Consider the following 24,730-nt stretch of genomic DNA (forward strand, 5'->3'; position numbering starts at 1 on the left):
GCCCGGATATTATCAGTACGACGGTAATATTGTTTTCCTGAAGACTGTTACGGCTGGTGATTTAAACTATAGTGCTATAATTTCCGTATATTATTTGATATTATAATTTATATTTTGAATTGGGACACCACCAAACCGAAGCGGGGCTTATCTAACTAGCTGTATTTAGTTATTACTTTTATCCTTTAAAAAACACATGCTAAACAATATAAAAAAAAGAATTACCCGGAATAGCCTGAAAGAGTTATTCAGATTTAATATTTTATTGACCTGTTTAGTTCTTTTATGCTCATTATTCTTTCTTCTATTGTATGAAAATAGGTGGGTTACCATTGTGATGGCAACAAAAAGCGGAGTGTATATGCTTATCATCAGTTCTATTCAAGCTTTTATACTCCGTTATTGCACATTGAAGTTCAGTAATAATCCTCTGTTGTTCAGGTTGGTACGATATGGATTGAGTTATACCATCGGAATATCGTTATACTTGTTTTTTTGGTACGTTTTTGCTTCTCTGGCTGGTATTTTGCAACGGCCAAATGATACCGAATGGTTTATTAAGTATGCGGTTGTAGCTGCGATTATCAATACTATTATACTTTTTCTGCATGATTTTATAATTTTACGGCGTCTCAAAATCCAGACAGATCTGGAAAACTCCCGTCTGCAAACCAGAAATGCCGAGGCGGAAAATCTTCTTCTAAAACAGCAGATCCAGCCACATTTTCTTTTTAATGCTTTGAATACATTAAAAGTATTGTATGAAAATGACCAAAAAATGGGAGCGCAATATCTCATTCAGCTTGCAGATTTCCTTCGTGTGGCGGTATCCCATAATCATAAGTTTTCAGCTACTCTTGAGCAAGAGTTAATAATGTGTAAGAACTATCTGAATATGCAGAAAATACGTTTTGGAGAGTCGCTGGAATGGGATTTACTCATTGAAAATGCAGAAAAACTAAAAGGTTATATTCCCTCTTTTTCACTTCAACCTTTACTGGAAAACGCAATAAAACATAATGGACTTACTCGTCAACAACCCTTGAAGATTACCATTCGCCAATATGATGATTTTATAGAAGTCTCCAACAACATCAATCAAAAAGAGTATGGAGATATTTCAATTAAAAGTGGTCTCAGTAATTTAGCAGAACGATATTATTTGCTGACAGGTGAAGAAATAAGTGTAAAGAATGATGGGAAATCTTTTTGTGTAAGCTTTAAAATCATGGATAATGAAGGTAGTAATTATTGAAGATGAGAGCCTGGTAGCCGAAAGCCTGTCTACTTCCCTGAAGACAATAAGACCTGGAATAATCATTGAATGTATATTAGGATCGGTGAAAGAAAGTATAGACTATTTCAAGCATCATCCACAACCAGATCTGATTTTCAGCGACATACAGTTAGGGGATGGACTTAGTTTTGAAATTTCAAAACACATAGAAATTAATGTGCCTGTGATATTTTGTACAGCATTTGATGATTATGCGCTGGAAGCTTTTAAGGTAAGTGGAATAGCCTACATTCTTAAACCCTTCAGTATTGATTCACTAGAAAATGCAATCACCAAATTCGAACATCTGAAAATACAGTTAACCGGAGATATGGCACATCAGTATGAAATTGCCATGCAAGCCCTTGCTTCATATAAGCTTAAAGATAGTGGAACTTTTATGGTAAAGTACAGGGACCGGTTTTTGCCAATTAGCTTTGACAAAATTGCTTTTTTTCATATCGAATATGAAATTAGCTCCCTCTACACTCACACAGCCAAAACCTATGTTATTCCGGAAACACTTGAAGAACTGGAGAAGAAGCTGGGAACTTCATTCTTTCGGGTAAACAGACAATTTCTTATAAACCGCAATGCCATTCTGGAGGTCAAAGACCATTTCCCAAGAAGACTCAAAGTAAACCTCAAAATCCCTTTTAATAAGGATATTATTGTTAGTAAAGAAAAAAGGAAGATATTATTAGACTGGTTACAGCAGTAAAGGAGGCTAAACCTCCCGCTACCGGGCCCTTAATATAGATAATCAATGACTTTATAATTTCTCACCCCAAATTCCAACTTGAGACATGCCACAGGTATTGTCATTTTCTGATATGCTATATTCAACTGTTGTTTGTATCTCCATTACACAAAATCTTTTATTTTTCAGTGTTTCTCAGCGATCAGCTTGAGCACATATTCCATCTGCGTATCGCGGTTTTGCATAAAATCGCTGAAAGTAGTCCACACCGTATGATCTGGAATAATACCCCTGCCTTCCGGTTGATCTGGCTTTACAGGTGCATCCTGCACCACATAAACAATAGAGAATTTGGTTTTTATTTTTGAATGAGGTAGTTCGTATATCAACGCCATATGGCCGTTGTGGCCATAATATCCTCCAACGGTTTCTACCCCAACAATGGTGACATTGCGTGCATAGGCTTTTACGAGGGAGGCCAGATGTGATGCTGCCGAAGCTACTTCTTCATCAATGAGTAAATACAATTTTCCTTTGAAACCGGGACTTTTGGGGTGATATACCGGGTTATAACTGACGTTCTGCATATTCCTGCCATTGTGCAATGCCGGGAAATAATCTTTCAGTAGCCGCTTTCCGTAAACTTTGGCTGTCGAGTCCATCTTTACTGCGGTAGATATACCCCAAAAATATTCTTCATATGGAACCCCATCATCGAAGATCGTATAGGCTAGAGTGTTTTCTTTGAAACTTGAATCCGTCAGGTACATCATCGGTTGTTCAAAAGTAGGATCACTGCCACCGGGGTTACTGCGGATGTCCAGGATGAGGTTGGGTATATTGTTATTGGTAAGTGCCTGGAATACGCTATCGATAAATGATACATATACGGGAAAGGCAGGATCGTCTGCTCCGGTAGCCATGGAGAATATCCGCAGGTTCAATAAACCCGTGGTGGGATTCACCATCTTAAAACTATATTTAGGTTGCACACTGTAATCGATCACACTGTCTATCGGTGCACTATGACGCAACAATAGGTTGGCTTTTCTTTCGTCCAGCGATACAGCTGGAACTGTCACTGTTTGCTGTAGGGGAGTACCCGGGGCTGAAAACCGGATCACAAAACTATCTTTGATTCCGTACTCATACAGGTAGCGCAATCCATAACTTTTGTTCACGCTGCCCGATAGCTTTTGTGTTTGGGTAAAGCCATCTGCCGTCATGTATTTGTAAAAGGATTGCATCAGTTCCTTGTCCGAAACACCATTGATGCTCAGCACCCGCGATCCTACAGGAATTAGATCTGTTTTGCTATTGAAGAGCATCTTGCCCTCAATATATTTAAGGGCAAAAGGGAAGAAGCCGCGTTGCCGATTGAGATAATTAACAAGGTCGGCCTGTGGTTCTGTATAGTTATGGCAGCTTCCTTCAAAATCGGTCAATTGTAAAATAATCTTGTAAAAGGCCAGCGTAGACATGGGCTGGCGCACCTGCCTGAAGGCCCATTTGTAGATGCTGTCGATCTGCCTTATGGTGTGGTAACGATACAGGCCAGAGTTGGCTTTTTTACGGATGTCGAGGAACAACTGCAAGTCCTGCTTCATCTCGTTGGGATAAAGCTGCCTGTTGTATATGGACAGGCTGTCGACAGGTTGCTTAGGTGACTGCGCCCATCCCTGATGTACCAGTAGTAGCAAAAACAGTACTTTTCTCATGTGATTTGAGGGTGTCTGGCTCTAATCTACAAAAAGGTATTAGAATATTGCAATTTTTAAGTTTTAAAGTCCCCCCTGAAAAAAACTTAACCCAGGTGGATGAAGTGACCAAAACACTTACCTATATATGTATTACTTTTACCAGCAGTTGGGACAAATATGCTGGCATTACGCTATTACTACATAAAGATCTATCAATTAATCAGGTAAGTATACCATCTGTAGTCTCTTTTTATACAGTTAATCAAGACTTGTAGACTATCTGTAGTCACATAATGTTCGCGAAATCTATTCCTGGAATGTACTTTTGAGGGTAATATCTTAGCTAATTACACATGTTTAAAAATAGGCTTTTCGTTATTTTTCTGCTTACTATACCTGTATTTTTTACCTCCTGTTTTGAAGTGATAGAAGAAATCATCATGAGGAAAGATGGAACTGGCACCATGGTACTGACTGTAAATTTAAGTCAGAGTAAAACCCGGATTGCTGCTATTATGCTCATGGACAGCATTCACGGCTATAAAGTACCTGATAAGCAGGAGATACAGCAGGAAATAGATAAAACAGTCGCTCAGCTAGGTAGTATGCCGGGTATTTCCAATGTCAGGAGTACTGCCGACTTTACAAATTTCGTGGGCGACATCCGTTTCTCGTTTAGAGATGTATCTGATGTAAATCACCTTATCAAAGCCCTCCTGGAGCAATATAAAGTGAAAAGCACCAATATCCCCACTTATAATTATAATAAGGAGGATGCCCGGTTTACCAGAGTCTACAGCTATTCGAACGATGTAAGAACGCAATTCAATCAATTAAAAGACCGGGATAAAGAGGTATTTAGCGCCGCTGCTTACGTCAGTATCCTGCGTTTTGAGACTATTATTACCAGTTACAGTAACAAGCTGGCCAGGATTTCTAAAAATCAGCAGGCAATTATCCAACGTCTGGCCATACCAGATCTGATTAACGGACGAGCCAACATTTCTAATCAAATACAATTATTAAAATAGCATGAGACGAGTATTACAGTTAATAGCCCTGTCATTGTTCACCGGATATACAGGTATAGCGCAAGACTTTTCGTATAAGATTCCGGAAACAGCATCCGCAGTTGCCTCTATTAAAAGCGATCAGCTGTTCCAGCTGTTTTCTATAGAAGAGTTCAATCATTCTACTTTAGGACAGCGGTTATTAGATGAACTGTCAAAAAAAGCAAACGGGAGTTATAAAAGCATAGCGGATCTGGGTTTTAACCTTTCATCAACTATCTACTATTATCATCAGAAAACAGATAGTATTAGCTATCACTGTCTATTAATACCACTCACAGACGCCCGGAAATTTGAAACACTCTTTAACGAAACATCGCATGCCAGCATCAAACAGCAAGGCGAAATAAGGATACTGCAGACTGATGGAAACAAGAAGAACCTGCTCATGTGGAATAATGACATGCTGTATGTAGCTTACGGTTCCCTGAATACTTATTTCTTCAATGACTCGCTGACGGCTTCCCGTTATGGTATCAGGGACTTATCTTACATTGATAATCCTTATGATGAGACAGTATATGATACAGCAGTAATAACAGATGCAGCAGAGGCAGCGGCAGAAGCTGCAACAGAAGCGGTTGATACCGTTGAAACAACTGTCGAAACTGAAGCTCCGATGTCAGAGGCAGTTACGGAAGAAATACCCGGCATTCCCCCGGTACCGGAAGCTATAGAGGAGATTAAGGAGGAAAGCGCATACACGCGAGCCAATAAGGAACAGGAGATAATTAAGGACAGTCTTGTATCTGCCTGGATGGTAACCTACTCTCTGGATATATTCAATAAGAATAATTCATCCCCTTCTATCTTAAATAATCCTGCTTACCTCAGAAGTCTGGACAAAAATGCCATTGGATCCTTCTGGCTGGCAGACCTTCAGCGTATTTATAGTGGTTATCTGCCGTATAATTTCCTGAAGTATGGTAATATGCTGAAAGGATATGGTAGCGTGAATGCCCGGTTATACATGGACAAGGAACATATGCGGATAACAGGAGAGATGGCGTTGGATGAAGATAAGGCCGATGCTTACAGGAAGATATACGACAAGAAACTGAATAAGAAGTTCCTGAAATATATTAAAAGTGATAGCCTGATCGGGTTTATGAGTTATGCTTTTGATACAGAATCTTATCTGAAAGAATTACCCAAAATATTCAGTCAGACCTATGGCACTTTTAGTGAGGAGATAGATCTTGGTGGCGACCTGCTCTCACTCATGCTGGATGAGAAGGCCATTGCAAAGGTTGTTAAAGGAGACGCACTTATATTGATAACCAACCTCACTCCAAAGGAATCAACATACCAAACGTATGTGTATGATGAAAATTATGAGCGTAAGGATACCGTGCAAACAAAAACGGAAACCCTGCCAGACATTTTATGCATGTTCTCTTCCGATGATACACATCTGATTGAGAAATTGCTCAAATATGGCATCAGCAAACATAAGATCCAATTTGCAAACAATATTTACAGTCTCTATCACAGTACTAAAAATCCGTTCAATCTGCATATCCTTCTAAAGGATGGGATCGTATTCATGGGCACATCGCTTACCGATATTGAACAGATAAACGCAGGTACTTATAAGGGTAATCTGAATAAACAGCAAAAGGAATTGCTGTTAAAAAATAATATGACCATGTTCTTCAGCCCTAAAAACCTGCATGATAAGATGCCTGTTCTGGAAATGGAGAATATGAGTGAAACTATCAGTAAACTATTGGGCAACAGTGGCAATGTCTATTTGAAGTCTTCCGGTATAAAAGGAAATTATATTTCTGCTGAACTCATTGCAGATGTACCAAATAATCAGGAAAATGCATTGAAGTACTTTTTCTCTTTATTTAATGATATTAAAGCACAATAAAGCACAAAGCAGAGACAGTCTCATACTTTGAGACAGTCTCTGCTTCTTCACTATTTCATTGAAACCAGAATAATACTTACAATCAAAATACCCAATAAATGATATGTTCCACTTATAACTCCATAGAGTATTGGTCGGGGAATATTGGGGTTGATTGCAATATTAACGGTATTGGCAACCAAATACCCAATGCCAACAACTACAGAAAATTCCAACGCACCGCTAAAAGATTGAATATTTAGGGCATGAATCAAAACCGCACTCGCAATTGTAATCACAAGAGTGCAAAGTGCAGGCCCAACTATGAAAATAGGTTTGTTTGGCAAAGTTTCGTTATCACGACCCAAAGAAATTTTGTATTGCTTATTGAAAATCAAGGTGAACCATAAAGCTCCAAGAAAAAAATACGGAACAAATGCGAGTAAAACGGCAATCCAATTTAAATTTGCTAATTGACTAATCATAAACGTTATTTTAAGATTTATGCTGCAAATCTAAATTGGTCTAATGACAGCCCTATGTCAGGGGTCAAAAAAGAAATTAATGATAACGGTCAAAATATTCCTGTAAGGTCATTTTATGAGGCATAAACTTCTCGGTAAGAATCTGCATTTTTTTGATCCTGTCAAGTCGGAAAAAACGGAACTCCTTTCGCAAACGACACCACGCAACTAATAACCAATTCTCTTGTGTACTTAATAATGCAAAGGGCTCAATCAATCTGCTTGTAGCCTTGTTTGCTTCATTGGCATATTCAATTCTTGTCAGGTATAAATTTGTAAGGGCAAATTGTAAATCAGATAAGTTATTACTGTTTCTTTCGTTGTTAATATTCTGACTAAATCGGGTTCGTTCGGCAAGGAGGTTAGCTTTGTCTTTTACATTATGCCCTAATACAGCTTTGATTTTATCAATAGCTTCTGAATAGTCTTTAACAAAAGAAGCGTCTTTATTTTTTAATACTAATTGTTCTGCAAGGATTAAAGCGTTGGCCTGATTTTCTGTAAACATGACGGGCGGAATTCTATATCCTTCCATTAAAGTATAACCTTTTCCGTCTTCAGTCAAAATTGGAACTCCTGATTGTTCCAATGCTTTTATATCCCTGTAAATTGTTCTGATACTTACCGAAAATTTGTTTGCTAATTCTGATGCTGTCAAAAGTCGTTTCGTTTGCAATTGAGTTAAAATTGCAGTCAGTCGTGAAAGTCGTTTTGTATCATTATCATTCATTATTGAAACTTTTCAAAACCATAAATATACGGATTAATAGGAAATCGTATTTCTTATTGATAAATAGTTTTTAAAAAAACCGCTATCTGATATTTTCAGATTTAATTACCTGGTTCAGGAAACGAATAACCTAACAACTCAGATTTTTCAATGAGTTCGATTCCCGTAAATATAGAAAATTTTCTATAGTGGCTGTTTTCTCGTCTATGTATTATTGTACCATGATTTTCTTTTGAAACAAGAAATATGGAAACAAAACAGGAAATAATTTATAAACAGGATACCAAATGCTGTTAAGCGCCAATAGAACGCCTATTTTTCCTATATCTCTCGGTGGAGCAGGTATTGGCTCCTGTAAAAAAAATGTTTTTTTTCAGGGACCAGTATCTGAAAAACAGGCGATAGAAACAGTGTTGTTTGCATTGGAAAATGGAATCAACCTTCTGGATACCTCGCCATTTTATGGCAATAGTGAGAAGAAAATAGGTGCCGCACTAAAGGAATACGGAAAGCGTTCATCCTTAATTCTTTCTACAAAAGCCGGCACACATCCTATTTATAAAGGATATTCGGAAGACAGCATACGACGGAGTATTGATAATAGTTTATGGACATTGGAAACAGATTACCTCGATATTGTCCATATACATGATCCCTCCGATACTGATTTTAAAAGTATGATGAACAACGGCGGGATGGAAACTTTGCTCCGGTTAAAAGAAGAAAAATTGATTCTCAATATTGGCTTGGGAGTTCGGAGCCATGATCTGCATCTTCAATTTATTTCTTCCGGTTACGCCGATGTTATTTTACCATACCTGGATTATAATGTTTTATGTACAAAGGCAGATGCCTTGTTGAATACATCCCATAAAAAACATGTTGCCGTTATGCTGGGATCTGCCTTGTGCATGGGGTTGCTTTCAGGTAAGAATCCGGCTCATACCAGTATACGGCATTATGACATAGAAAAAGATGTTTCAGTAGAAAAAGCAATGCAGATGTACGAATGGTGTAATAAAAACGAAGTCAGTTTAATGGCCCTTAATTATAAATTTATTCTTGATCATCCTGCAGTTAATACTATAGTGATTGGCGCTTCGTCCAAAGAAGAAGTAAGAGAAAGCTTAAACGCGCATAAGGAAAATATTAACCCGGCTATCATGACCTCTTTCCTGAAAAAGTTCGGTCTTTCATAAAATTCATAAAGTATTTATGATCTAAGTATATAAACAAGGCTCTAGAAGCTTCATTGCCACTAAAAAAACCAATTATCCTTATGAGAAAAAAGCTGCTGAATTACAAAGATGAGGGGATTTTGAAATCATCTGGAGGATTGATTCCTGCTGATGTTTACCGCATGATCCTTGATAATATTCCTTTGATTTGTGTTGACCTTGTGATTGTGAAGGACAATAAGGTTTTTCTTATTAAACGTAAAAATAAACCCAGTGAAGGCGTTTATTGGTTACAAGGTGGCAGAATGATAAAGAATGAAGGGATAGAACAGTGTGGAATAAGAAAGGCCGCTTTGGAGTTGAATATTCCGGAAGACAAAATAAGAATAACGAATTTTCTGGGTACGTTCTCTACAGAATTCAATGATTCTGAGCAAGGAGCTTCTTCTCATACGGTAAATATTACCTTTCAGGCTGAAATTGAAGATATTCCTTTAAGTTTTGATCATGACCATTCAGATGGAAGATGGTTTGATATTAATGGATCAATACCGGTTGAATTAAAAGGTCAGTATAAACATCATCCATATATTGCTGAGGTATTAAAACTGGTTGAACCTAAACGTATTCTGACGAACGATAAAATTAAAGTATTAATAACAGGGGCGAGTGGGTTCATTGGGTCCCATTTGGGAAAACGGCTGAAGCGTGAAGGGTTTCATGTAGTAGGCGTAGATTGGGAGGAACCGGAATTTATGCAGCCGGACGAATTCTGCCATGAATTTCTTAAAACCGATCTGCGTTTTATGAAAAATTGCATGCAGGCCTGCCAGGGAATTGACTGGGTTTTCAATCTTGCTGCCGATATGGGGGGCATGGGATTTATACAAAGCAATCACAGCAGGATAGGATACAATAATACGATGATAAGTTTAAATGTGCTGGAAGCCGCAAGGCACCAGGGTGTGAGACGTTATTTTTATTCTTCAAGTGCCTGCGTTTATCCTTTGCATTCGCAGAATGACGCAGAAAATACCATAGGGCTGAAAGAAAGTTCCGCCTGGCCGGCTTATCCACAGGATATTTACGGACTTGAAAAATTATATGCTGAAGAAATCGCTATGAAATATTCAGAAGAATTCCCTCAAATGCAGGTGCGTATAGCAAGGTTTCATGGGATTTACGGTGAATACGGAACCTGGAAAGGTGGAAGGGAAAAAGTACCTGCTGCTTTTTGTCGTAAAGCTGCTACTTCAGAATTTGCTTTCGAAATATGGGGAGATGGTGAGCAGAAACGCTCATTCTGTTATATTGACGATTGTGTGGAAGGCGTAATCCGGATTATGAAATCTGATTATGATAAGCCTCTCAATATTGGTTCGGAGGAGATGCTTTCAATGAATGATTTTGCAAAACTGGTGATGAAAATCGCAGGCAGGGATTTGCCACTGAAACATAGGGAAGGCCCGGAAGGTGTACGTGGAAGGAATTCTGATAACACTCTCATTGAAGAAGTTCTCGGATGGAAACCATCTATCCCTTTAGCAGTGGGAATAGAAAAAACGTATAAGTGGATCAGGAAACAAGTGGAGAAAGAAAAACAAACAGGTATCAACATATCAGCATATAGCGAATCAAAAGTTGTAGTTACTGAAGCATCAGATATCAATGGTTGAAGAAAAGAACTTTAACTGGACCAATTGGGCTGGAAATCATTCCTGCATTGCTGAAAATTATTTCGAACCGGAAACCGAAGCGCAAATAATTGAAGTAATTCAGTTTGCAGGAAAACACCAGAAAAAGATTCGTGTGGTTGGTTCGGGGCATTCTTTTTCTCCCATTGCTATTAGTAATGAAATTTTAGTCTCCCTGAAAAACTACCGGAAATTAGTTTCAGTGGGTAAAGATTCCATTAGCTGCCAGGGGGGAATGTATTTGCATGAATTGTATTCAGTTCTAAAAGAGAACAAGCTATCACTTTCCAATTTTGGAGTCATTAATAAACAAACGGTTGCCGGTGCATTGGCCACTGGCACACACGGGAGTAGTTTGTGGCACAAGAGTCTCTCTGCAGAAATTGAGAGTTTGCGTATAATAACAGCCTCAGGGGAAGTATTAGAAATAAATAGAGATACTGTAGTGAGGACTGGTGATAAAGAATTAAATCTATGGGAAGCCGCTTCCATTTCGTTGGGTATGTTTGGGATCATTTCAGAAGTAACATTTAGATGTGAACCCTTATTTTACCTGAAATCAGAGGAGTCCGTTGTTGAGTTTGATGAGTTTATTGATAGCATGGATGACTATGCGAGGCGTTATGAATACTTTAAGGCATGGTGGTTTCCGCATACCAATAAAGTATATTTATTTAAAACAGAACGGATAGGAGAGGAGCTGTATAAGGAAAAAGATAAGCTGGAAAGGTTCACTAATGAACAAAAAATGCGTGATCTTGAAATTGATGCATTAACGGCACCCATGTTTATAAAAAGCAATCATGATCCTTCTTTGATTCCCGGAATCAATACGTATTGTCTTGATTATTTTTTTACTCCACGTACAAGAATTGGGAACAGTTTCGAGATATTAGTACATGATGAAACCGTACCAATGGTTGTTTCAGAATATGGACTATCTGTTCTTGATAACAATCATAAAAAAGCATTAACGGAATTCAGAGATACACTGGAGCATTCTGATCAAAAAATCCATTTCCCTGTAGATCTTCGTTATACTGGCGCTGAAAGTTCATGGCTCAGCCCATCCTATAATCAGGATACCTTTTATATTGGGATGTGTGTACGTGAATACCGCGAGAAAGAAGTTCATTCATCCATGCAACTGTTTTTCGATGTGATGAAAAAATACAATGCTTCTCCTAATTGGGGAAAACTTTCAGATCTGTCAAAAACAGCATTAGAAGAAAGATATCCAGGGATGAATGATTTTCGGCAACTGAGGAACAGCATGGATCCGAATGGCGTTTTCCAGAACGAATTTATTAAGAATTTTTTTTTTAACTTAAAATAGTCCTCTGCCATATTCTGATATAACTTCATTTATATAAGTCCTATGAATCCTATATATAAAGGTTATCCTCTTTTTGAGGGTAGCCTTTTTTATAAAGGGGAAACGCTTTTAGTACTACATATTTTCATCGTCATCGTTTAGCTTCTGAAATGCTTCATGCCTCTAGCCCTCATTTATTGACATTTGTCAAGCCCCACGTGCACCCTGAGCTTTATCTTTGTAAGAGATAAAAACCTGAGCATAATCATGAAAACGGCTATCACAATCTTTAAATCTAAATACTCAATTGTATTGAGTGTTCTATTATCAGGACTATGTTATTATTTCGGAAATGGATTAAATGGAGATTTTTGGTATTTGGTATGGCTTGCTCCGATTCCAATTATTTGCCTTGCTATTGTAAATTCAGCTAAGGTGGCATTTCTGGCTTCATTTATAACATATTTGATTGGAAGATTAAGTTGGTTTTGGTATTTGGTTAAGGTGGCTACAATGTTACCTGCAATAATTTTTACGTTAGCGCCAGCATTAGTTTTTGCCTGTATAATAATCATCACCAGATCAACTGCATTAAAATTAAATTCCTGGTATTCACTTTTCGCCTTCCCATTATTTTTTTCAACGTTTGAATATTTACTCATAAAGTTTGCGCCTGATGGTACAGCGGCAAGCATTGCATATTCTCAAATGAACTGCTTGCCCTTAATACAAATTGCATCTTTAGCAGGTATTCTCGGTATCACTTTTCTGATTACATTGATACCTTCCTTCATTGCATTCGCATTACTTTTTTGGAAGGATAAGGCGAGTCTTACTTACTTGTCAATATGTTCTGGTTCTATTATTGGCGGAGTATTATTATTCGGATTTTTGCGTCTGAATAATACCTCATCCAATGATAAAATTAAGGTTGGACTGGTGGTGATGGATGAAGAAAAGCACAACAATTCTGATAAGCCCAATGCCATTAAAGATAAAACTGCTGCTGATTTTTATTTAAAACAGATAGACTCTCTTGCCGGCCATGGAGTTAGTGTAATACTCTTGCCGGAACGCGCATTAAGTATCGATAAACTATCAGAGAGTGAGATGACTAAATTATTAATCAATGCTGCATCAAAAAATAATGTTTACATAATAACCGGTTATACAAATCTCAAAGGTGAAAAAGAATACAATTCAGCAATTGTAATAAATAACAGCGGGAATATTGTTGCTGACTATAACAAGGCTCATTTGGTAACAGGCCTGGAAAGCCAATTCATTCCGGGCAATAATATTGGCTTATTTAAGCTAAATAATCTTCAGGCAGGTATTGCGATTTGTAAAGATTTGGATTTTCAGGATTATATCCGCCAATATGGTAAAAACAACCCCAACCTCTTATTTGTACCAGCGTGGGATTTTGTAGTGGATGACTGGCTTCATTCCCGTATGGCAATATTAAGGGGAGTTGAAAATGGATTTTCGGAAGTTAGAGCAGCAAGAGTAGGGAAATTGACAATTAGCGACTGTTATGGAAGAGTTAATTATGAATCCAGCAGTTCTAATCTACAAGCGGCATCTTTAATTGGATATGTTCCTACGCAACGATTTGATACATTTTATATAAGATTTGGAGATTGGGTGGGTGTGTTTAGTCTTTTATTATCAGCCTTTTTGGTATTTATCGCATATACAAAGAATCATCTTTTTGATTTCAAACGGCTCAATGTTTCGGGAGATATACCCAGGTAGTCGGCTATTATCCTGGCAGGAAGGCGCTTGATCATTTCGGGGTTATCTTTCATTAGTAAATGATATCGTTCTGCAGAATCTGTAGTTATTAAACTTTCTATGCGTCGTATCGCTTTAATATACTCTTTTTCCACCTCGATGCGGTCCATGGTCTCCCAGCCGGGAATATTCTGATAAAGTAATTCGCGATCTTCATAACTAAGTACCAGCAGTTCTGAAGGTTCCAGGCTTTGTATAGATGCTACTGATGGCTCCTTTAGGATGAAACTTGGGAACGCGGTACCCATTCTGCCCTCAAATATCAGGAAGCGGGTCGACTCTATCCCATCTTCATTAGTTAGAAAAATCCGCAGGCAACCTTTGATTACAAAGTACAGGTGTCTGGCAATTGATCCTGCCTGAACTAATATTTCATTTCTTTCCGTAGACTTTTGTATGAAATATTTATCAACAAGCTCTTCCTGATCCGGAGATAACTCTATTTTTCCTGCTAAATATTTTTTTAACACCGGGTGCATTATCAAATATAAAGTTTTTGTGCTGGCATTTAGTAGGAAATTTACCCGTTTGGGTACGGTATTTTCCTGGCAATAATAGTAGAAGCTTTTCTGTCTGTTGTCTTTAGATATGCTATATTTGTTAAATCTGGGAATGCCGGACTTTAGATAGTCTTTATACAAAAAGCATAAATATATGAAACACGGACTTTTGATTGACATGGATGGCGTCATTTATAGCGGAGAAACGTTAATTGAAGGCGCGGATAAATTTATTGGGGATTTGCTTAAAAATGATATCCCTTTTACTTTTATGACCAATAATAGTCAGAGAACAAGGCTAGATGCTGTGCGGAAACTTAAGCTGCTTGGTATTGAAGTTACTGAAAACCATATTTATACAAGCGCTATGGCTACAGGTAAATTTCTTGGGGACCAAAGTGCTCAGGCTACAGCATACGTTTTGGGTGAAGGTGGACTGTTAACGAGTTTGCATGAAAATGGTATTAGCCTCGTGAATTCGGACCCGGAATTTGTAGTTTTAGGAGAAGGTAGGAACTTCACATTAGAGATGGTTCAGCGTGCCGTAGATATGATCCTGGCAGGTGCAAAATTTATTACCACCAACAGGGATCCTTCTCCGAAAAAACCAGGATGGAATAACTTAGGTATTGCTGCCACAACCGCAATGATTGAGGAAGCCACTGGAAGAAAGGCTTTTGTTACCGGAAAACCCAGCCCTGTGATGATGCGTTATGCACGGAAATATTTAGGACTTGAAACAGCTGAAACAACCGTTGTGGGGGATACTATGGAAACGGATATACAAGGAGGTGTACAAATGGGATATAAAACAATTCTGGTGCTTTCCGGGATTGCAAAAAAAGAAGATTTAAGTCAGTATGCCTTTAAACCGGATTTGATAGTAAGTTCTGTTGATCAAATTGAACTCCCTTTAAAATGGTGGTAAATCTGTAAATCAATGGGAAATAAAAAGCTATTTTATAGTCCTCTGGCATCTTTTATTATATTTCTTGTGATAGTTGCCAAGGATATATTAGTTGGTTATTTTGAAATAATTCCCATAAGAAGTCCTCAGAATAGGTTAGTTAGCTGGTTTTTAATTTTACCACTTATAATTATTGGGTTTATCTTATCAATAAAAATAGTTAAACATTACTATAATTACATAATTAGTAACCGTAGGGTTCTAGTAGATTGGGTTTTATTATTATCTCTTCCCACGTTCTTGTATATATCATATTTCGTTATTCGATTGATTGTTGGTATCTGTTACTTTCGGGACTTACTTCCGGCCAATTAAACTCTTTAAGCACAATAATAACTAACGTACTTAATGAACCAAGTAAATAAGATCTTAAGGAAGATAAAAAGGAACTTAAGAAGGATAAACCAGAATTTAAGATGGATAAACAAGCCACTATTTATATTGCCGGCACTTGTAGTCTTTGCCTTTGTAATAACTATTAAAGACTCTAATAAAAGGGTCAGACTTATAAATAACTTCTCAATCGCAGACGGTATTGTCAAGCACTTTAGTACTAACTCAAGGTCTGCTAATGGTATTGATTATAGGTTTGAGATAAATGGAAAATTGTATACCAGTAGTGATGCCTATCCTAATATTAATGGTCAGATAGGTGAAGACCTTACCGGTCATCATTTTCCGGTTGCTTACCAGATCGGCGACACCAATAATAATACAATGTTGATAGCTCCTGCAGACTTTAAAAGGTTCCATATAGCATTTCCAGATAGTCTGTCATGGGTTATAAAATATCTTGATCTCGAATAATAATACTGAATATGAATAACAAAAACTAACACTCCCATTGCAAAATAAAAATGTAATTTTTAATTCCCCTGTATACCCAACTAAAAAGGGCATACAGGGGAATGTTCTTAATTGTAAAGTACAGTTACTTACTGCTTTAATATCTTAACCCGTTTTTGATTACCATCTTTACGGTCTATAGCGATAATGTATATTCCAGGTGTCAGAGAGGATACGGAAATTGTGCTCCCCGGGTTTTTAACTTTCATGATCTCATGACCACTGATATCATAAATGCTAAGTGTTCTGACTTTGTCATTACCACGAAGATATAGTTGTTCACTCACAGGATTTGGCGACAGCACAATTGTGTTGTCATCTACTGTTTGTTCTGTCTGCATGGCAAGTCTGGCAGATGAAACCTTGGTAATAGTAAGGTAATTGAGATTGATTCCACCAGTGGCAGTGGCAATACCGATGTCATATGTTCCGGCAGGCAATGTTACTGTATGTGAAACATCAGCCCAGTTTTGCCATCCGCCGGTATTAGGTATAACAACGGAGCCCAGCTGTGTAGCGCCGGCATCTTTTTCCAGTCGCAGGGACTTGTTAGCGTAAGGGCTTGCTACACGATATTTCACAATGTAGGAACCAGCTACAGGAATTGTTACATTATAAGACATCCAGTCTCCAGCGTCTATCGAACCAACATTCTGTCCTCCACCTGCATCGGTTGTTGTTTCTACAATTATGCCTGCCATATAGTTGTAACTCTCAGCCTGAATTACAGTTGATGAAACATTGGATTCCACTTTCAAAGAAGTTGTTACATCGTTCCAGCTATTGTCAACCAGGCAATTATCGTCTGCTGTCAGAACAAGTGTTGAGCCACTGAAATTGTCATCCTGATAGAGGGTAACCTTATATCCCGAAGTCACCTTGATAGAGGAAATATCATCATTCAGGATACCCAGTGCTTTCATTTGACTGAGGGTATAAGTTCCGGTACTGAGACCTACTGCAGACCCGCTATAGTTGCAGTCCTTATAGGCTATTGCAGCACCGCTTGGTGTCTGGCCGGAAAACCCTCCGATGGTAACGGTGGCCCGTACAGGAGAGGGCGCGTTGATCGTTGAAGATTGGTTAAATACGTCGTCGTAACAAAATGCATAAGTCTGGCTGTTATAGCTGATATCGCTGCGGTGCCAGAATTTGCAATACCAGTTGTAAGGGCCGGTCTGATAATAGCCGGATGCAGTGGAAAAATCCTGCGTAACACCAGTTCCCAGTGTCAGATTGATAGCATGGCGGTTAATTGCAGCGCATATCTGTGCCTGCACAACTTTATCCCATTGTCCGCCAGCAGCCATAACACCACTGCCTTCCATGACTTCAATATTGGTAGGCTTGTTTGATATAGTTCCCACGGCTCCGTCGGAAGTCCTGGTAAATGTGAATACGTTTCCAGATACACGACCGCTCCAGGTACCTGCATCACCTGCGTTGAAAATCAGGTTACCACTGCTGTACTTAGACCAGATGGCATCAATATAGGAACCGAAATAATTAGCCTGTGCTCCACCGCTCTGAAAGGCAGGTGTCTTTGAAGGAAACTTGATGATACCATTGGTAGCATCATAGCATCCCGCAAATTCAGCAGGTGCGGTAGACTGCCATTGTGAAAGGATCTGACTGTGAGATATCAACTCGCCCACCTTTTGATAGAAACCGGAATTACCCCATACCTCAAGGCCCATAGGGAATTGGTAACTATCCACGCGGGTAGTGTTAACCCAAAGACCATTTGATGCATTTGTGAGTTCAATCGTTTCAAACCGGATACCCTGGTTGGGATCAGTAGGGTTGGCAAGATTGGGTGCTGCATAACCACTTGGCGCACCGGATGCGCCAAAGAAATAAAGAAATAACTGTGAGTTAAAAGAAATCAGCATACGGCATCCTGCAATACCTGGAATGTTGATTGTCTTATTGGGTATCTCACTGAGTCGTGCAAAACAGTTTGCATAACGACCGTTACCTCCCGGTCCCTGATTACCGCCAATAACTGGTCCGGCTACTGTGTTGTTAGATACATTCATCAGATTGACAGCACCGGTTTTGGTGTCAATCCAGACGTGATTGCCGTTGACAATACCAACAATTGCTACATACACATTGCCATCAGCATACGTTGAGTTGTTGGACAATGTAAAGGGAAATGTAGTTTGGGCCTGTACTTTGCTTCCGACCGAAATGGCTAATGCAAGCAAAAAGAGCATGCGGGTACATAGTACCCCGAGGGAAAAGGGTCTGATTTTCATAGATTATAGATGTTATGTAAAAAAAATTATATCTGCTAATTTAAATGAATTATCCCAGAAATTAGCGGGACGAACGATTTGCTGTTATTTGAAATAGATGAGCATCCGAAATATTACGCTGAAGGGGACAATGGAAATCAGTTTAAACAGATATGCCATTTGAAAGAATTAATGTAATACTTTCAAATGGCGCCGACACAAATATATGATTCGAATACTTACCTATTCATTGGATATTAAAGTGCGAAACTCCCTGTAGTAGATGGTTTGCTGCTTTAATTTAATCCCGTCAAACTGATTTATTCCTTAAAATAAAAGTTAAACATCTCCATTGGATGTTAGAGTATTTTATCCGGGTTTATTTTTCCCGAATGATAAATTTTATTTAAATTAGCTTTATTGAAGATTGTTAATTCCATCAACTCCAATCATTCTTTTTCCTAATTTCTGAGAACAAAATTCCAAACCTGCCTGATAACGGAACGTTATTTCAATAAGGTAATGTTTACAAAAAATGTAAATAGTTTACTTTTTTTGTAATCTTTTGTTTATATTTGTAATACAGGATAAATGACAATAACAAATGTTCTTACGGAAGAAGAAATTGATGCCGTAATTGAAGAAGTTAGTGATAAGGATTTTAGTGCAATTGAAAGGAATAAGGAGTCCTTTAAATTTGATTGGAAGCGCTATCGGGGCAAGGAGGTTTATAAATTAAGGGCCCTAAAAGATAATGTTATATTGGGAGTAATGTGTATTGTAGAGTATCCCACTTCTTCAGGAATTGGCGCAATTGAAATAGATCTGCTGGAAGTAAATAGTGAAGATGTAGGTGCTAGTAAAAAAATGAATAAAATAGGAGGTTGTTTGATTGCTTATGCATGCAGGGAAGCCTTCAAGCGGGGGTATGAAGGGTTTATCTTTCTTTGTCCCAAAACCAGGCTTATAAATCATTATGAATCTCAGTATGGCATGCACCATTCGCCGGGAGGGTTAAAACCAGAAGTGGGGTTTATGGTCTCTGAAGGCAAAAATTCTTACAATCTTATTAGAAGGTATCTGGATGCATAATTCGTTTTTCTAAAAATGATAATTGAACATTTTAAATCAAAAGATATGAAATTGTATAAAGCCTTAGAGGAAAAATATACGCCCGAAGAACTTGCCGAATCGTATGTATTTCCTGATACCTCTTCAAAAGAAGAAAAGGAAGAAAAATTGACTGCTTTAAAACAACATTTCGAAGAAGTAAAATCAAAATACTCTGATGATGACAAACTGTTGTTTCAATTATTGCAATTAAAATTTTTAATTCAGGATTATCTTAAAAGTGACTTATTTAATAAGCTGTATACCTTTGGCTTTTTCCTTCAGGAGTATATTACCCGGATAAACAGGAAAAATAAAGACTTTGCAGCAGAAATAGATATTGAGCCTGCAGAACTTAGCCAGATTATAAATAAGCATAGGTCGCCTTCTGAGAAAATAATGATTAGACTAGGCATTCATTCAAACAACAATTTTCCCGCACATTTATGGTTTAAATTGTTAGAAAAAGAACGGGTTTATGAATTGCTTCATAATGATAAATTGAAAGAAGTAGAATCACACCATGTTAAGCGTAAACTTGAATTCTCTTTTTGACAAGGTTATCAATTAAATTAAACGACTGTCTTAACTCCAAAGCATGCCCCTTTTGCACTAAGGCTGAAGTAGGTAGTAGTGATAGCATTTTTAGTGGATAATAACCGGACTTTCACCTTGGGATGATCAATCGTTTTGGGGTAGTATTATGGGCCAACAATCCTTATCCCATTTTATTTCTTCCAGCAATAGCTTAGACCTGCCCTGATCATGTGCATCATATCCATGATAAATAAAATAGTCCTTTCCTTCAGCGGTATACACTGCATTATGGCCTACTCCATACCACTCTGTACTTTTACCCTGCACTACAATTGTACCTCCATTCAATTCCATAGGAATATTTTGCTTGTCAAGATAAGGACCTTGTACTTTCTCACTTCTGCCAACTACCACCTTGTAATTACTTTTTTCCCCACGGCAACAATAATCCCATGAAACAAAGAGGTAATAATATTTCCCCTTTTGAAAAATGAAGGGCGCTTCCACCGCTCCATCTCCTGCCACTGTATCGGGAATTGTAATATCACGTGGTCTTTTGGCGATGCTGTACCACTCCTCTGGCGTAGCTACAGATAACAGGTCATCTGCCAACTTCACCAGTTTTATACCATCCCAGAAAGAACCGAAAGCAAGCCAGGGTGTTTTGCTGCTATCTACAATGAGATTGGGGTCTATAGCATTCCACATGTCCCTGCCGGGAACTGACTGAATTACCTTGCCTTTATCTTCCCATTTATAATCAGGAGAGGTGTTATCAAGGGTTGTATTAACCGCAACGCCGATACAGGATGTGTTTTTTCCAAATGCAGAAACAGCGTAATACAAATAATACCTGCCATTATGAAAACTAATGTCCGGTGCCCATATATGCCCTTTGAAGCCTGGTACAGCTTTCATTGCCCATTCAGGTGGCTGGACAAACACCGATTTTTCTTTTCGCCAATGTTGTAAATCCCGCGACGAAAAAACAGTAATGCCGAAACCAGTGCAGAATACATAATATGTGTCCTTCTCTTTTATTATAACAGGATCATGTACCGGTGTGTTCCGGGTAAGAAAAACAGTACCTGCAGGCACTGGCTGCGCCTGCAGGACTAAAGGAAATATACAAAGTAATATCACAGCCTTCAACTTCATAGTTTTACTTTCACTATCGTGAATGAATAAGGCGCTACATCCAGCGGAATTTTCTTCCCTGGAATTTTAATTACCGATTCTCTGGGATATACAGATTGTGGTTGCTCAAAACTATTGACGCTGTTCCGTTCATCGCTTTGTAATACGGTTACGCTTGCCTGTAATGCAGCTGGTTTGGCATCTTCCAGTGCAATGGTATAAGATTGCTGTTTGTTAGCTACATTCACCAGTTTAATAATAAGTTCATTATTTTTTTCATCAATGCAGGCAGAGGCATACAAACTATCCTGCCCTGCTATCACCGCGTTGTCCATCTTCACAGGTACTACCGCAGTTCCTTTATTTAAGGAAAATAATTGTTGCACATAATAGTTAGGTGTTCCGTATGAACGCAGATTATCTACCCATATAAGATCCGGTGTCCATTGCCAGCCATCTGTATGCGCAAATAAAGGCGCATATGAAGCCATATTCACCACATCGGCATTCCTTTCCAGGCCCGTCATAAAGGCCGCTTCCGATAGCGCAGTATACCAGTTATTTTTGTTGTTTATACTTACAGTTTTATCGCTCTGCGCAGCATATTCGCCTGCAAATATTTTACTGCCATTCCGGGGGTAATGATCATAACGTTGTGCATTTTGTAAGAACCATTGCGGAGAACGGTAATAATGTTCATCAATAATATCGGCATGCATGTTCCTCAGCTCATTGTTCAGATAATCAAAACGTTCGCCATCGGGATCTGTTCCTGAGCTGTTCACCAATTTAATATCCGGATATTTTGCTTTGATGGCATTAGTAAATAATTTGAGTCTTTCTACATATTGTGGCCCCCAGTTTTCATTACCTACGCCTAACAGCTTTAAATGAAAAGGAGAGGGGTGACCCATTTCTGCACGTACCTTTCCCCATTTGCTGGTTGCATCTCCATTTGCAAACTCGATCAGATCCAGTGCATCCTGTATATATGGGTACAGTTCATTAAGTGGTACAAGTTCTGCGGAGTTAAACTGGCAGGCCATGCCACAGTTAAGAATTGGCAAAGGTTCGGCACCAATATCTTCAGCAAGTTGAAAATATTCAAAGAAGCCCAGCCCAAAGGTCTGGAAATAATCAGGTGTGGGCCGGTGTGCGAATTCAAAATTCCAGCGGTTGATGATCAATTGTCTTTCCTCTAAAGGACCTATTGTTTTTTTCCATTGATAACGTTGTGAAAGATCAAACCCTTCTACAATGCAGCCTCCGGGAAAACGAATAAATCCGGGCTTCATATCAGCAAGCAATTGCACCATGTCTGCACGCATCCCTCCCGGACGATTCTTCCACGTGTTTGAGGGAAACAGTGAAATGATATCAAGATCAATCACACCGTTTCCTTCCAGCCACAACTGCATTTTAGCTTTGGGCTCAGTTTCCAGGGCAGTAAAGCTAACATGTTGTTTATGCCACATTGTATCCTGATATTCAGGTACCAGTACTGTATCGCCAATAACTCCACCACTACTATTCAGCAATTGTATATGTAGTGTTAAGCCTGGATGTTGTTGTTTGTACATGACAGAAAAATCGTATCGCAACCCTTTTCTGATACCCATACCGCGGAAACCTTCATTCAGCAGGCCAACACTTCCTTTCCCGGCATTTCTTGCAGTAGCCCTCAAATAACGGGGGTTGCTGGTGTTCTCTGCTTTCCTGTTCAGAATAAGCATATCGCCTTCTTTTACCTGGCTACCATTTACTGTCCAGCCCATCAGCGGTTTGAAAAATTCAAAGGAGCGGTTTTTTACCAGTTCGGCATAAATACCCCCATCTGCGCCAAGATTAATATCTTCAAAAAAGACACCCCACATAGTAGGGGCTATCTTAGCCGTTGTTACTTTCGTTTTTACTGAAATAACTTTGTTGCTTTGCGCTGCTGCTGCACCTGACCACAACAAAAATCCCAATGCCAATATCTTACATGCCTTCTTTTTCATTTGAACCAATTGTCTGTTTATAGAATCTTTTTGCCCCATATGGCAGTACCATTATTATTCAGCCCTGTAAAGATGAAGGTGATCCGCTTATTTTCCCAGTCTCTTCCTCTCTGTACAAACACTTTATCTGTGTAACCATTACTCCAGTTTAACTGTAGCCAGGGGGCATTATAAGTCCATTTACTGCTGGCATCATTATTCAGGGTGCCATTGGCCGATATAACAAGAGTAGCGGATACCTGGAAATCAGGAGATACCTGTGTATCTGCATAGCCAGGCACTACCCTGTAACCTAGAATAATCTGTTCCCAATTACCAGCTATGCTATCCTGGGGCACTAAAGTATTATCTTCCCATGCATATCGTTCGGGCGATACTACTGGCCAGCCATCGGTTGTCCAGAACATTTTTCGCACATGCAGGTCCATAAAATATTTATTGACGCCAGGTCTGCCCTGATGTGCCAGATAGTACTGCCCATTTCCATCGTCAAAAGCAGCACAATGGGAAACTCCCTGCCAGCCACCATGCCCGCTGAACTGGTAAGGTGCTGTGATCATCGGGCCATGATCTGCATCTGTATTGGCATCCTGCCCGTTGAAATCATAAAATGGTCCCGCAGGATTATCTGCCCGCATCACTCTTGTATTGTATTTTGTTTCCAGCCAGTCGTAAGCAATGAATAGAAAATATTTATTCAGTGCACTATTATATATCACGTCTGCCCCTTCGATGTTGCCGTTGTAATTGCCACTGGTAAATCCTCTGTTTGCAATGCGGACGCCTTTATCACTTCCATTTAAAGCAAGCCCTGTAACCGGATCAAGTTTCAATACATAAATACCATCCCAGGCGGAACCATAATACATCCATTGATCACCCGTTGGCGTAGTAACCACAGTAGGGTCGATGGCATTGGTTTGCCTGGTATTATCATTCAGAGAAGTAACTACAAGACCCTTTTCCGTCCAGGGGCCTTCCGGTGAAGTTGCGGTAGCCAGTCCAATCACACTTAAACGGCCAACATTGGAAGAAAGGGAATAATACAACCTGTATTCACTACCCACTTTCATGATATAAGGTGCCCATATGCCATCATTGGGTGTGCCATTATGCTGTTTAATAAAAGAAGCACCTAAAGAGGGTAAACCATCAAATACCCAACCTGCAAAGGTCCATTGTACCAGGTCTTTGGATTTCCTTATTTGTATACCTGCTTTTACTGAGATGCCATAACCTACATCTGTACTATAACAATAATAATAGTCGCCAAACTTTTTGATTGATGGATCATGCACATTATAGGATCCCCACTTTGTATAATAAACAAAAGGGGAGATATCCGCATATGTGTCACTAATAGTGTTAATATCAAAAGGAGTAACCGGTATCTCTGTTCCGGTTGTATCAGTTGCTGCGGGGGCATCCACACCCGCTTTTTTGCAGGAAGTGATGGCTGCCAGCAGCAAAAGAAAAACGCCTGTTTTTTTTATCATACAAGATTGAAACATACAATGTATTTATATGCTGTGCACTACTGGTTTTATTACAAAA

General features: G+C 38.9%; 20 protein-coding genes. 12 read left to right on the forward strand and 8 right to left on the reverse strand.

From position 1 onward, the window contains the following. Positions 1-487 precede the first annotated feature (487 nt). Positions 488-1,255, forward strand: coding sequence for a sensor histidine kinase (locus BM176_RS15455; RefSeq protein WP_177230418.1), 768 nt, complete (start codon positions 488-490; stop codon positions 1,253-1,255). Beyond that, positions 1,236-1,997, forward strand: a complete 762-nt coding sequence (locus tag BM176_RS15460; RefSeq protein ID WP_090104531.1) for a LytR/AlgR family response regulator transcription factor — start codon at positions 1,236-1,238, stop codon at positions 1,995-1,997. Before BM176_RS15455 ends, BM176_RS15460 begins: the two co-directional genes overlap by 20 nt. A gap of 164 nt (positions 1,998-2,161) precedes the next feature. Here the strand turns inward: BM176_RS15460 and BM176_RS15465 are convergent, their stop codons facing one another. Next, positions 2,162-3,694 carry a S41 family peptidase gene (locus tag BM176_RS15465; RefSeq protein ID WP_090104533.1) on the reverse strand — a complete coding sequence of 511 codons (1,533 nt, stop codon included), beginning with the start codon at positions 3,692-3,694 and terminating at the stop codon, positions 2,162-2,164. 335 nt (positions 3,695-4,029) lie between these two features. Between BM176_RS15465 and BM176_RS15470 the strand changes: the two genes are divergently transcribed. Together BM176_RS15470 and BM176_RS15475 are read left to right on the forward strand one after the other, a co-directional pair. Continuing rightward, the gene (locus BM176_RS15470) at positions 4,030-4,707 is read left to right on the forward strand and encodes a hypothetical protein (RefSeq protein ID WP_090104535.1); all 678 of its coding nucleotides are present in this window, start codon (positions 4,030-4,032) and stop codon (positions 4,705-4,707) included. Position 4,708: 1 nt separating this feature from the next. Then, complete coding sequence (locus BM176_RS15475) at positions 4,709-6,622, forward strand: hypothetical protein (protein ID WP_090104536.1); 1,914 nt, start codon at positions 4,709-4,711, stop codon at positions 6,620-6,622. 50 nt (positions 6,623-6,672) lie between these two features. Here the strand turns inward: BM176_RS15475 and BM176_RS15480 are convergent, their stop codons facing one another. Both BM176_RS15480 and BM176_RS15485 read right to left on the reverse strand, forming a co-directional pair. Continuing rightward, on the reverse strand, positions 6,673-7,086 hold the full coding sequence (locus BM176_RS15480) for a DUF1761 domain-containing protein (RefSeq protein ID WP_090104538.1): 414 nt from the start codon (positions 7,084-7,086) through the stop codon (positions 6,673-6,675). 76 nt (positions 7,087-7,162) lie between these two features. Further along, the gene (locus BM176_RS15485) at positions 7,163-7,855 is read right to left on the reverse strand and encodes a helix-turn-helix transcriptional regulator (protein ID WP_090104540.1); all 693 of its coding nucleotides are present in this window, start codon (positions 7,853-7,855) and stop codon (positions 7,163-7,165) included. Between the two features lie 287 nt (positions 7,856-8,142). Here BM176_RS15485 and BM176_RS15490 point away from each other — a divergent pair, with 287 nt between their 5' ends. The 4 genes from BM176_RS15490 to BM176_RS15505 all read left to right on the forward strand — a co-directional run bounded on the left by BM176_RS15490 (position 8,143) and on the right by BM176_RS15505 (position 13,800). Then, a complete protein-coding gene (locus BM176_RS15490; RefSeq protein ID WP_090104542.1) occupies positions 8,143-9,054 on the forward strand; it encodes an aldo/keto reductase in 912 nt (303 codons plus the stop codon). An 80-nt stretch (positions 9,055-9,134) separates the two neighbouring features. Continuing rightward, positions 9,135-10,709 carry an NAD-dependent epimerase/dehydratase family protein gene (locus tag BM176_RS15495; protein WP_090104544.1) on the forward strand — a complete coding sequence of 525 codons (1,575 nt, stop codon included), beginning with the start codon at positions 9,135-9,137 and terminating at the stop codon, positions 10,707-10,709. Beyond that, positions 10,702-12,063 carry a D-arabinono-1,4-lactone oxidase gene (locus tag BM176_RS15500; RefSeq protein ID WP_090104546.1) on the forward strand — a complete coding sequence of 454 codons (1,362 nt, stop codon included), beginning with the start codon at positions 10,702-10,704 and terminating at the stop codon, positions 12,061-12,063. Before BM176_RS15495 ends, BM176_RS15500 begins: the two co-directional genes overlap by 8 nt. Positions 12,064-12,309: 246 nt before the next feature. Beyond that, complete coding sequence (locus BM176_RS15505) at positions 12,310-13,800, forward strand: apolipoprotein N-acyltransferase (RefSeq protein WP_090104548.1); 1,491 nt, start codon at positions 12,310-12,312, stop codon at positions 13,798-13,800. Here the strand turns inward: BM176_RS15505 and BM176_RS15510 are convergent. Next, entirely contained in the window at positions 13,749-14,309 is a 561-nt protein-coding gene (locus BM176_RS15510; protein WP_177230419.1) for a Crp/Fnr family transcriptional regulator, read from the reverse strand. The genes BM176_RS15505 and BM176_RS15510 overlap by 52 nt on opposite strands. Positions 14,310-14,493: 184 nt before the next feature. Here BM176_RS15510 and BM176_RS15515 point away from each other — a divergent pair, with 184 nt between their 5' ends. After that, positions 14,494-15,267 (forward strand): HAD-IIA family hydrolase, encoded by a 774-nt coding sequence (locus BM176_RS15515; protein ID WP_090104551.1) that lies wholly within the window; start codon positions 14,494-14,496, stop codon positions 15,265-15,267. Positions 15,268-15,654: 387 nt separating this feature from the next. Further along, the gene (locus BM176_RS15525; RefSeq protein ID WP_090104554.1) at positions 15,655-16,113 is read left to right on the forward strand and encodes a hypothetical protein; all 459 of its coding nucleotides are present in this window, start codon (positions 15,655-15,657) and stop codon (positions 16,111-16,113) included. A 128-nt stretch (positions 16,114-16,241) separates the two neighbouring features. Here BM176_RS15525 and BM176_RS15530 read toward each other — a convergent pair whose 3' ends face one another. Further along, a complete protein-coding gene (locus tag BM176_RS15530; RefSeq protein WP_090104556.1) occupies positions 16,242-18,413 on the reverse strand; it encodes a beta-1,3-glucanase family protein in 2,172 nt (723 codons plus the stop codon). A gap of 570 nt (positions 18,414-18,983) precedes the next feature. Here BM176_RS15530 and BM176_RS15535 point away from each other — a divergent pair. Together BM176_RS15535 and BM176_RS15540 are read left to right on the forward strand one after the other, a co-directional pair. After that, positions 18,984-19,484, forward strand: a complete 501-nt coding sequence (locus tag BM176_RS15535; protein WP_090104558.1) for a hypothetical protein — start codon at positions 18,984-18,986, stop codon at positions 19,482-19,484. 45 nt (positions 19,485-19,529) lie between these two features. Then, a complete protein-coding gene (locus tag BM176_RS15540) occupies positions 19,530-20,057 on the forward strand; it encodes a hypothetical protein (RefSeq protein ID WP_143097822.1) in 528 nt (175 codons plus the stop codon). 126 nt (positions 20,058-20,183) lie between these two features. On the opposite strand, the gene BM176_RS15545 is transcribed toward BM176_RS15540, so the two are convergent. The 3 genes from BM176_RS15545 to BM176_RS15555 are packed head-to-tail and all read right to left on the reverse strand — an operon-like array spanning position 20,184 to position 24,672. Next, a complete protein-coding gene (locus BM176_RS15545) occupies positions 20,184-21,197 on the reverse strand; it encodes an arabinan endo-1,5-alpha-L-arabinosidase (protein ID WP_090104562.1) in 1,014 nt (337 codons plus the stop codon). Then, entirely contained in the window at positions 21,194-23,176 is a 1,983-nt protein-coding gene (locus tag BM176_RS15550) for an alpha-L-arabinofuranosidase C-terminal domain-containing protein (protein ID WP_090104949.1), read from the reverse strand. The genes BM176_RS15545 and BM176_RS15550 overlap by 4 nt, the downstream gene beginning before the upstream one ends. 17 nt (positions 23,177-23,193) lie before the next feature. Continuing rightward, on the reverse strand, positions 23,194-24,672 hold the full coding sequence (locus BM176_RS15555; protein WP_218162213.1) for an arabinan endo-1,5-alpha-L-arabinosidase: 1,479 nt from the start codon (positions 24,670-24,672) through the stop codon (positions 23,194-23,196). Positions 24,673-24,730 lie beyond the last annotated feature (58 nt).

The sequence above is a fragment of the Chitinophaga sp. CF118 genome, from assembly GCF_900112615.1.
Lineage (GTDB): Bacteria > Bacteroidota > Bacteroidia > Chitinophagales > Chitinophagaceae > Chitinophaga.

Excerpts from the sequence above, each read along its gene's own strand:
- BM176_RS15475 (WP_090104536.1), top strand. The coding sequence starts at position 4,709 with ATGAGACGAGTATTACAGTTAATAGCCCTGTCATTGTTCACCGGATAT.
- BM176_RS15515 (WP_090104551.1), top strand. The coding sequence starts at position 14,494 with ATGAAACACGGACTTTTGATTGACATGGATGGCGTCATTTATAGCGGA.
- BM176_RS15540 (WP_143097822.1), top strand. The coding sequence starts at position 19,530 with ATGAAATTGTATAAAGCCTTAGAGGAAAAATATACGCCCGAAGAACTT.
- BM176_RS15480 (WP_090104538.1), bottom strand. The coding sequence starts at position 7,086 with ATGATTAGTCAATTAGCAAATTTAAATTGGATTGCCGTTTTACTCGCA.
- BM176_RS15495 (WP_090104544.1), top strand. The coding sequence starts at position 9,135 with ATGAGAAAAAAGCTGCTGAATTACAAAGATGAGGGGATTTTGAAATCA.
- BM176_RS15530 (WP_090104556.1), bottom strand. The coding sequence starts at position 18,413 with ATGAAAATCAGACCCTTTTCCCTCGGGGTACTATGTACCCGCATGCTC.
- BM176_RS15460 (WP_090104531.1), top strand. The coding sequence starts at position 1,236 with ATGAAGGTAGTAATTATTGAAGATGAGAGCCTGGTAGCCGAAAGCCTG.
- BM176_RS15465 (WP_090104533.1), bottom strand. The coding sequence starts at position 3,694 with ATGAGAAAAGTACTGTTTTTGCTACTACTGGTACATCAGGGATGGGCG.
- BM176_RS15555 (WP_218162213.1), bottom strand. The coding sequence starts at position 24,672 with ATGATAAAAAAAACAGGCGTTTTTCTTTTGCTGCTGGCAGCCATCACT.
- BM176_RS15500 (WP_090104546.1), top strand. The coding sequence starts at position 10,702 with ATGGTTGAAGAAAAGAACTTTAACTGGACCAATTGGGCTGGAAATCAT.
- BM176_RS15490 (WP_090104542.1), top strand. The coding sequence starts at position 8,143 with ATGCTGTTAAGCGCCAATAGAACGCCTATTTTTCCTATATCTCTCGGT.
- BM176_RS15535 (WP_090104558.1), top strand. The coding sequence starts at position 18,984 with ATGACAATAACAAATGTTCTTACGGAAGAAGAAATTGATGCCGTAATT.
- BM176_RS15505 (WP_090104548.1), top strand. The coding sequence starts at position 12,310 with ATGAAAACGGCTATCACAATCTTTAAATCTAAATACTCAATTGTATTG.
- BM176_RS15545 (WP_090104562.1), bottom strand. The coding sequence starts at position 21,197 with ATGAAGTTGAAGGCTGTGATATTACTTTGTATATTTCCTTTAGTCCTG.
- BM176_RS15470 (WP_090104535.1), top strand. The coding sequence starts at position 4,030 with ATGTTTAAAAATAGGCTTTTCGTTATTTTTCTGCTTACTATACCTGTA.
- BM176_RS15550 (WP_090104949.1), bottom strand. The coding sequence starts at position 23,176 with ATGAAAAAGAAGGCATGTAAGATATTGGCATTGGGATTTTTGTTGTGG.
- BM176_RS15525 (WP_090104554.1), top strand. The coding sequence starts at position 15,655 with ATGAACCAAGTAAATAAGATCTTAAGGAAGATAAAAAGGAACTTAAGA.
- BM176_RS15485 (WP_090104540.1), bottom strand. The coding sequence starts at position 7,855 with ATGAATGATAATGATACAAAACGACTTTCACGACTGACTGCAATTTTA.